The following is an 8520-nucleotide window of genomic DNA, read 5'->3' as shown; positions in this document are numbered from 1 at the left end:
CGTGGGCGCGACCTCGGCAGCGCCGTCCGGGCCGCCCCCGGGGACCGCCACCGCGATCACGCCGAGCGCGATCACCTTCGCCGGGCCGGAGGGCCGGACCCTGCAGGCCGCATGGGCCGAGGCCGCGCAACCACGCGGCGGGGTGCTGGTGATCCACGAGAACAAGGGGCTGACGGACCATATTCGTTCCGTAGCAGGACGTTTCGCGGGCGTCGGGTATTCGGCGCTCGCGGTCGACCTGCTCTCGGAGGAGGGCGGCACCGCCACCTTCACCGATCCGGCGGCCGCGACCGCCGCACTCGGGAAGCTCCCGCAGGAGCGGTTCGTCGCGGATCTGCGCGCGGGCCTGACCGAGCTACAGCGGCGGGTCCCGGGAAAGAAGCTGGGGGCCACCGGATTCTGCTTCGGCGGCGGGCTCACCTGGCTGCTGCTCACCTCCGGCGTCTCCGAATTGGCCGCGGCCACACCGTTTTACGGACCGTTCCCGGACGGCGGCGAGTTCACCGGCGTGGACGCGGCCGTACTGGGGGTCTACGGCGCCCTGGACAGCCGGGTGGACGCATCGCGCCCCGCGGCCGAGGCCGCCCTGGACAAGGCCGGTCTGCCACACGAGATGTTCGTGGCCGAGGACGCCGACCACGCCTTCTTCAACGACACCGGTCAGCGCTACCAACCGGCCGCGGCGGCGCAAGCCTGGCAGCGCGTCACCGACTGGTACGCCCGCTACCTGGCCTGATTCCGAACGGCGAGCGCGGCTACTGCTCGAATCCCGCTGTGACGGCGGCGTATTCGGGGTCGCCGATCATCGTGCGGCCGGTGTCGAGCAGCCAGCGCTCCAGCGCCCGATCGGGGTCGGCACGCCGAATGGGTTCCGCGACACCGGTCTCGCCGGTGACCTCGATGGTGCCGCGCCGGATGCGGATGATCCGGCCGTCGGACACCGAGACGACCAGACCTCGATAGCCGGGATCGTTCTCCACCCGGCTCGCGTCGGCGTGCGGCGCGGCATCGACCGCGACCAAGAGCCGGCGTGCGGCACGGGTGTCGAGCCACCACTGCGGATTGGGGCGGGAGGAGCCCAGGTCCAATTCGACCTCGACCAGGTCACGAGGGCGGAAGCGCGCCGCGGCCGAATTCATCGCGGTGCACCGGTCGTTCGAGTTCGCGCCGCCGCGCATCGGCCGGCGTGACCTGGGCAATTAGCAGTGTGACCTGGGCAATTACCGGACATGGTCGCCTCCTGCCGTGGGGATGGCCTCATCCCCAGCGTACGAGCGGAACCCGTGTCCGGTACATCAGCTCGCCGAGACCGAGCGATGCACGGGGCCGTGCGAGTCCGCGCAGTGCGGGGCGTGGTCGTGGTCGGCGTGCTCCTCGTCGGCGCACTCCACGTAATCGACCTGAAGGACCGCGTGGTCGATCCGGTAGCGCTCGGCGAGCATCCGCGCCACGTCCGCGCGGGCCCGCTGGCAGTCCCGGCCGGGTTCGACCAGCACGTGCGCCGACAGCGACGGAACCCCGGAGGTGATCTCCCAGATGTGCAGATCGTGCACCTCGACCACGGTGTCGGTGGCGGCCATCCGCTCGCCGATCTCCTCGGGGTCCAGGTAGGCCGGAGCGGCCTCGAGGAAGATCCGGCCCGAGGCGCGAACCAGGCCGATTCCCGCCTTGACCATGAGCACGACCACGATCAGGGTGGCGATGCCGTCGGCGCGGGCGAATCCGGTCAGCATGATGACGACGCCGGCGATCGCGGTGGCGATGAAGGCGAAAAGGTCGTTGAGGATGTGCTGGTACGCGCCCTCGACATTGAGGCTGGTGCGGTTGGCGCGGCTGATCATCCAACTCGCCAGCACGTTCACCACGATGCCGATCAGCGCGGTGATCAACACCAGGCCGCCGGTGACCTCGGGCGGATCGATGAGGCGGCGGATGGCCTCGTAGGTCAGCCAGGCAGCCAGGCCCAGCAGGGTGAGCCCGTTGGCCTGGGCGGAGAGGATCTCCGCTCGCTTCCAGCCGAAGGTCATCCGACCCTGCGCCGGTTTGGCGGCGAGCCGGATCGCCCACAGCGCCAGCACGATCGAGGCCGCGTCGGTGAGCATGTGCGCCGCGTCCGAGAGCAGGGCCAGCGATCCGGAGACCACACCGACGATGACCTCGCCGAGCAGGAACACGACGATGACGGCGAGCGCGCCGGCCAGCCAGCGCTTGTCGCTGTCGGCGGTCGCGCCGTGCGAGTGCCCGGCATGGCCGCCGTGCGAGTGCCCACCGTGGGACTCTCCGCCGTGGGAATGCCCGCTGTGGGAATGCCCGCCGTCGGACTCGTCGACGGTTGAACCTGCGGCGTGGTCGTGTCCGGCGCCCATGAACCCTCCTTCGATCTTTACCGCCTCACACCATATGCATACATCACTATGTGTGCAACACTTCGCAGCGCGAATCATGCCCGAGCGGCGCAAGGGCTATCTTTCGGCAATCGACTCCGATGGTCAGGAGATGGTCAGGAATAGTCGCGGAACGTCATGACGAATCCGATCACAGCCATGACCACAAGCCCGGCAAACACGACGACGCGCAGCCACAGCCACGGCAGATCCCGGGCCCACAGCCCGGCGATCATGAAGGTGATCAGCAACAGCACGCCGTAGAACGGCGTCCGCTGCGGATGAGCGCCCATTACTCCTGCATACTCCTGCGCCGGAGTTCGCGCATCGGCCGCCCGCGCCGAACTGTCACCGGAAGTTCGACCACACCGCCCTCGGCGTTCACGGCAGCACACCCTGGGCATTCCTAGCCTGGTTCATGACCGTTTCTCGGCGGCAGTTACTGCGTTTCGGCGCTGCTGGATCGACGGCAGTGCTCGTGGGGGCGGCGGCGGTGAGCAGTGAACGCTTCCGCGCGCCCCGCCGACTGGGCGATCCGTTCACCCTGGGCGTGGCCTCGGGCGATCCGACCCCCGATGGCGTGGTGCTGTGGACCCGGCTCGCACCGGATCCCCTGGCACCGGACGGGTTCGGCGGCATGACGCTCGCACCGGTCACCGTGGACTTCGAACTCGCGCGGGACGAGGGCTTCCGGGACGTGGTGGTGCGCGGCAGCGCGGTGGCCACCCGGGAGCTGGCGCACAGCGTGCATCCCGAGATCAACGGCCTGGAACCGGATCGGTGGTACTTCTACCGATTCCGCGCGGGCGAGAGCATCTCACCGACCGGGCGGACCAAGACCGCCCCGCGCCCCGGAAGCGCCACCGCGCGAATGCGATTCGCGTACGCGTCCTGTCAGTCCTGGGGGTACGGCTATTTCACGGCCTACGACCACATGAGCGCGGAGGATCTGGATCTGGTCGTGCACCTGGGCGACTACATCTACGAGAGCGCCTGGGTGCAGGGCCGAGCGGGCAGCACCCAGCGGGATCTGGCGGACGAGGCCTTCGATCTGCGCGGCTATCGAATGCGGTACGCGCAGGTCAGATCCGAAGCGCCGCTGCAGGCCGCGCACGCCGCGTTCCCGTGGCTGATCACCATGGACGACCATGAGGTGCACGACAATTGGGCCGGGGACCACAATGGCCCGAGCTTCGACGTCTACCACCTGCCCGCCCTGTTCCGGCGTCGGCGCACGGCCGCCTTCCAGGCGCTCTACGAGCACCAGCCGCTGCGCATCGCGCAGCTGCCCTCGGGCCCGGAGATCCTGATGCACCGGCGCTACGCCTTCGGCGACCTGGCCGAGATCACCCTGCTCGACACCCGGCAGTACCGGAGCCCGCAGGCCTGCGGTGACGGCGACGTCGTCACCGACTGCCCGGCCCGGTTCGATCCCGATCGCACGATTCTCGGTGCCCGGCAGCGCGATTGGCTGCTGAACGGCCTGACGTCCTCGCCTTCGCGCTGGCAGATCCTGGGCAATCAGGTGGCCATGGCCCGATCCGATTACGATCCCGGCGACGGCGAGGCCCTGGGCACCGATGCCTGGGACGGCTATGTGGCCGACCGCAATACGCTGCTGGGCACGGTGGCGCGGCGCGGTGTGGACAATCTGGTGGTGATCACCGGGGACCGGCATCACAATTACGCCGCCGATCTGCGCAGCGACTTCTCCGATCTCGAATCTCCCGTGGTGGCAACGGAGTTCACCGGGACCTCGATCAGCAGCGGCGGGGACGGCGAGGACATGAGCGATGTGGGACGCCGCCTCGAGGCCGCCAATCCGGACCTCAAGTTCTTCAACGGTCAGCGCGGATATGTCCGGGTGGAACTGGATCAGCAACTGTGCCGCACGGACTTCCGAGTGCTGCCCTATGTGCACCGGCCGGGCGCTCCGGTCACCACGCGGGCCAGCTATGTGGTCCGCGACGGTATCGCGGGCACAACCGAGGCGTGGCGTCCCGACCCGCCCGTCACACGGCCCGCCACCCCCGATATCGCGACCGACGCACTGCCGAGCAATCGCTGAGGGGTGGGCAAGGGCGCTCGAAACGCTAGACCAGCACCGCCCGGGCAGCCAGCTCGGCCAGACCCGCGGCCGCCGCCGAGCCCGGAGCGGCGGTGTAGACCACGAGCAGTTGATCGGGATCGCCGGGCAGCGCGAGGGTTTCGTAGCCGAGTTCGAGCAGTCCCACCACGGGGTGCTGAATTCGCTTGTCTCCGTGAGTCTTGTCCCGCACCGTGTGCGTCGCCCAGATTCGCCGGAACGGCTCCGAGCGGGCGGACAGTTCCGCCACCAGGGCATCGAGGAGCGGGTCGCCCGGGTGCAATCCGGCATCCCGGCGCAGGAAGGCGACGGTCTCGGCGGCCACCTCCTCCCAGTCCGGGTACAGCACGCTCGCGGCCGGATCGAGGAACAGGTAGCGGGCCTGGTTGCGCTCCCCCTCGGGCACGGAGGCGAAGCCGGATACCGCGTCGCCCATGGCATTCCAGGCCAGCACGTCCATCCGACGGCCGAGCACGAAGGCCGGAGCGGTCAGCGCGTCGAGCACCAGCCGGGCGCCCGGCCGCAGGGTGTCGGCGCCCGCGGCCACGACCGCCCGAGCCGCCGGGACCGGGCGCGCCAGGGCGTACAGGTGCAGGCGTTCGGGATCGGTCAGCCGCAGTGCCCGCGCCACGGCGTCCAGAACGGCGTCCGAGGCATTGCGGCCGCGCCCCTGTTCGAGGCGGATGTAGTAGTCCACGCTGACCCCTGCGAGTTGCGCCACCTCCTCGCGGCGCAGTCCCGGAACGCGGCGCCGGCCGTACTCGCGCAGGCCGGCCTCGTCCGGCCGGATCCGGGAGCGGCGGGACCGCAGGAATTCACCGAGATCGCTGTCCATGCTCTACAGCCTACGAACCCAACCTGGTACTGCCAGACCCAGGAAAACCGGAACCCTCGCTGACCTGGCGCGGTCCTCGCAGGATGAGTGCAGAGCAAGACACCACACAGTGAGGAAATACCTGAGATGAGCTACGAGAACCTGGCCGGCCGCACCGCCGTCGTCGCCGGAGCGGCCAGCGGTATGGGCGAGCAGACGGCACTGCTGCTGGCCGCCTCCGGTGCGCGAGTGGCACTGCTGGCCCGCCGCGCGGACCGGCTGGAGACCCTGGCCGCCAAGATCGAGGCCGAGGGCGGAACCGCTCTGGCGGTGCCCGTGGACGTCACGGACTCCGCGAGCGTCACCGCGGCGGCCGAGCGGGTGCACGAGGTCTTCGGACCGGTGGATCTGGTGGTCAATTCGGCGGGCGTGATGCTGCCCAATCCGATCACCGACGGTCGTGAGGACGAGTGGGCCCGCATGATCGACACCAATCTCGGCGGGCGGCTGCGCATGATCCGCGCCTTCGTCCCGGATCTGCTGGCCGCCGCCGACGCGGGCCGCACCGCCGATCTGGTGAACATCTCCTCGATCGGCGCACACGTCCCGTTCCCGACCTACGCCGTATACGGCGCGACGCAGGCCGCGATCACCCAGCTGTCGGCGACGCTGCGCGCGGAACTGGGGCCGCGCAAGGTGCGCGTGACCAATATCGAGCCCGGCCTGACCGACACCGAGCTCGCCACCCACATCGACAATCCGGAGATCAGCGGGCAGCTGGACTACATGTTCGAGGCGGTCTCCGCGCTGAGCGCGGGCGATATCGCCGATCTGATCGCGTACACCACCAGCCGTCCCGCCCACGTCAACCTGCGCCAGGCCGTCATCCTGCCCACGCAGCAGGCGTGATTCACCGACCCGTTGATCTTCGTGCCTACTATCGGAGCCATGCGGGTGGGACGAGGACTTCGAGGACTGCTGGCGTTCGCACTGCTGCTGATCGTCACCGCGGCCACGGCATGGCAGCAGCAACCGTCGGGATTCCGGCCGGAGTCGGCTCCCGCCGACGAATTCAGCGCGGGCCGTGCGCTGCGCACCATCGAGGAGATCGCGCGGGCGCCGCATCCGGTCGGCACACCCGAGCACGATCGGGTGCGGGACTACCTCGCCGGTGAGTTGCGCACACTGGGCCTGGACACCGAGATCCGCAGCGGGATCGGGCGCTGGCCGGTCGATTTCAAGTCGGGTGAGATCGGGATCGGACGGGTCGACAATATCGTCGCCCGCATGCGCGGGACCGACTCCACCGGCACCGTTTACCTTGTCGCCCACTATGATTCGGTGCCGTCGGGGCCGGGCGCGAATGACGACGGCGCGGGTGTCGCCGCGATCATGGAGACCCTGCGGGTGCTGCGGCACGGCGAAACCGGCCTGCGCAACGACGTGGTGGTCCTGCTCAGCGACGGCGAGGAACCGGGCCTGTTCGGGGCCGAAGCCTTCGTCGCCGCAGGCGGTTACGACCGCGAGCACAGCGTGGTGATCAATCACGAGGCGCGCGGCGCGGGCGGTTCGCCGCTGCTGTGGCGGCTCACCCGGCCCGACGGCGCGCTGATCGAGGCTGTGGCAGCAGCGGTTCCCTACCCCAACACCGATTCGATCACCACCGCGCTGGCCGGTGAGGCGACCTCGAGCACCACCGACTTCGTCGCGTTCAAGCCCGGCGGCCTGCGCGTGCTGGACTGGGCGTACGCCGGAAAGACCGCGTACTACCACAATCGACTGGACGATCCGGCTCACGTCAATCTGCCCGGCCTGCAGCAGATGGGCGAGAACACGCTGGCCCAGGCCGAGGAGTTCGGCCAGAAAGATCTGGGCGACAAGACGATCGACGAGAACCGGGCGTACTTCATGCTGCCCTTCGAGATTCTCGTGGTGCTGCCGCTGTGGGTGATCATCGCGGTGGCCGTGGTGATGGTCGCGGTGCTGGCCTGGGTGATTCGGCAGGTGCGGCGCAATGGCGAGACCACCCTCCGGCGCGTGCTGCTCGCGGGCGTGACCGCCCTGCTGGCGCTGCCGGTCGCGGTCGGCGCGACCTACGGGATGTGGTGGGTCCTGCAGCGCGTCGAGCCCGTGTACAAGGGCATGCCCATCGATCCCTATCGCCCGGAGTTCTTCCAGGTCGCGATGATCGTGCTGTCGGCCGCCGCCCTGCTGGCCTGGTTCGCGTTCGCGCGCAAGGTCTTCGGCGCGCCTGGCGCATTGATCGGACTGCTGAGCGGGATCGCCCTGATCGGCGCGGGGCTCGCGGCGCTGCTGCCGGCCGCCGCCGCGGTGCTGGTGATCCCGACCTGCTCCGCCGTGATCGGGGTCGCCCTCACCTTCCGCACGCCCGAGCGCCGACGATTGCCGGTGCTGACCGTATCGCTGTTGCCCGCAGCGGTATTCCTGGGCGGGAACGCGTGGCTCGGCGTGCAGACGGGGCTGACCACCGCGCCGTTCCTGACCGCGCCCGCCGTGGTGCTGCTGGGCGGGCTGCTCCTGTTGACGCTCGCGCGCACCTGGCCGGCCGAGCGCGGCTGGACGATCCCGGCCACCGCCGTGCTGGTGACCGTCGCGCTGTGCGCGGCGGGGCTGGCCGTGGACCGCTTCGACGATGCACATCCGCGCATGACGAACCTGGTGTACGCACTCGACGGCGACACACACGAGGCGCGGTGGATCTCCGCGACGACCCCCGACGGGTGGACCCGAAACTATGTGAGCGACAACAAGCCCGGAGCTCCGTACAGCGATCTGTGGCCGAGTGCCGTGTCGAGCGGACCCGCACCCGCCCAGTCGCTCGCGGCTCCGACCGCCGACATCCTTTCCGACACCACCGGATCGGGACAGCGCACGGTGAAGCTGCGACTGCGTTCCCCGCGGGGCGGGACCCGCATCGATCTGCACTGGGATGTGCGACCGCAGTCCCTGCGGGTGGGCGGGCGCGAGATCGCCGCACCGCCGGAGGACGGATTCCGGTTCTACGCACCGGCCGCCGAGGGCGTCGAGGTGGAACTGGTCGTGCCCGCGGGACCGCTGTCGTTGCGGCTCACCGACTTCGACTGGCTGGGAGATTCGAAGCTGGACGCCTATCAGGCTCCGCCCGCCGACTACTACCTCCGTCAGGATGCCGCCAGCGCGGTGTTCGTATCGGTGCCGGGGCTCCGATGACGGGCGCGGCGAGATCACGGCCACCG

General features: G+C 69.7%; 8 protein-coding genes. 4 read left to right on the top strand and 4 right to left on the bottom strand.

The window, feature by feature from the left end:
- A partial coding sequence (locus tag NJ1_RS35290) for a dienelactone hydrolase family protein (protein ID WP_067703855.1) occupies positions 1 to 736 on the top strand: 736 nt, incomplete at its 5' end.
- Between the two features lie 19 nt (positions 737 to 755).
- On the opposite strand, the gene NJ1_RS35285 is transcribed toward NJ1_RS35290, so the two are convergent.
- From NJ1_RS35285 to NJ1_RS39920, 3 genes are all read right to left on the bottom strand, one after another.
- Complete coding sequence (locus tag NJ1_RS35285; RefSeq protein ID WP_157574544.1) at positions 756 to 1139, bottom strand: hypothetical protein; 384 nt, start codon at positions 1137 to 1139, stop codon at positions 756 to 758.
- A 156-nt stretch (positions 1140 to 1295) separates the two neighbouring features.
- Complete coding sequence (locus NJ1_RS35280; protein WP_084479188.1) at positions 1296 to 2366, bottom strand: cation diffusion facilitator family transporter; 1071 nt, start codon at positions 2364 to 2366, stop codon at positions 1296 to 1298.
- A gap of 134 nt (positions 2367 to 2500) precedes the next feature.
- Positions 2501 to 2677: a hypothetical protein gene (locus tag NJ1_RS39920; protein WP_169813246.1), complete on the bottom strand. Its 177-nt coding sequence runs from the start codon at positions 2675 to 2677 to the stop codon at positions 2501 to 2503.
- A gap of 125 nt (positions 2678 to 2802) precedes the next feature.
- Here NJ1_RS39920 and NJ1_RS35275 point away from each other — a divergent pair, with 125 nt between their 5' ends.
- On the top strand, positions 2803 to 4452 hold the full coding sequence (locus NJ1_RS35275) for an alkaline phosphatase D family protein (protein WP_067703849.1): 1650 nt from the start codon (positions 2803 to 2805) through the stop codon (positions 4450 to 4452).
- A gap of 25 nt (positions 4453 to 4477) precedes the next feature.
- Here the strand turns inward: NJ1_RS35275 and NJ1_RS35270 are convergent, their stop codons facing one another.
- Positions 4478 to 5305 (bottom strand): helix-turn-helix transcriptional regulator, encoded by an 828-nt coding sequence (locus NJ1_RS35270; RefSeq protein WP_067703845.1) that lies wholly within the window; start codon positions 5303 to 5305, stop codon positions 4478 to 4480.
- 126 nt (positions 5306 to 5431) lie between these two features.
- Here NJ1_RS35270 and NJ1_RS35265 point away from each other — a divergent pair, with 126 nt between their 5' ends.
- A complete protein-coding gene (locus NJ1_RS35265; protein ID WP_067703842.1) occupies positions 5432 to 6193 on the top strand; it encodes an SDR family oxidoreductase in 762 nt (253 codons plus the stop codon).
- A gap of 39 nt (positions 6194 to 6232) precedes the next feature.
- The gene (locus NJ1_RS35260) at positions 6233 to 8494 is read left to right on the top strand and encodes a M28 family peptidase (protein ID WP_067703840.1); all 2262 of its coding nucleotides are present in this window, start codon (positions 6233 to 6235) and stop codon (positions 8492 to 8494) included.
- Positions 8495 to 8520 lie beyond the last annotated feature (26 nt).

Source organism: Nocardia jejuensis NBRC 103114 (genome assembly GCF_001613145.1).
Classification (GTDB): Bacteria; Actinomycetota; Actinomycetes; order Mycobacteriales; family Mycobacteriaceae; genus Nocardia; species Nocardia jejuensis.
This window is presented reverse-complemented; position numbering and strand designations above follow the sequence as displayed.

Excerpts from the sequence above, each read along its gene's own strand:
- NJ1_RS35285 (WP_157574544.1), bottom strand. The coding sequence starts at position 1,139 with ATGAATTCGGCCGCGGCGCGCTTCCGCCCTCGTGACCTGGTCGAGGTC.
- NJ1_RS35280 (WP_084479188.1), bottom strand. The coding sequence starts at position 2,366 with ATGGGCGCCGGACACGACCACGCCGCAGGTTCAACCGTCGACGAGTCC.
- NJ1_RS39920 (WP_169813246.1), bottom strand. The coding sequence starts at position 2,677 with ATGGGCGCTCATCCGCAGCGGACGCCGTTCTACGGCGTGCTGTTGCTG.
- NJ1_RS35275 (WP_067703849.1), top strand. The coding sequence starts at position 2,803 with ATGACCGTTTCTCGGCGGCAGTTACTGCGTTTCGGCGCTGCTGGATCG.
- NJ1_RS35270 (WP_067703845.1), bottom strand. The coding sequence starts at position 5,305 with ATGGACAGCGATCTCGGTGAATTCCTGCGGTCCCGCCGCTCCCGGATC.
- NJ1_RS35265 (WP_067703842.1), top strand. The coding sequence starts at position 5,432 with ATGAGCTACGAGAACCTGGCCGGCCGCACCGCCGTCGTCGCCGGAGCG.
- NJ1_RS35260 (WP_067703840.1), top strand. The coding sequence starts at position 6,233 with ATGCGGGTGGGACGAGGACTTCGAGGACTGCTGGCGTTCGCACTGCTG.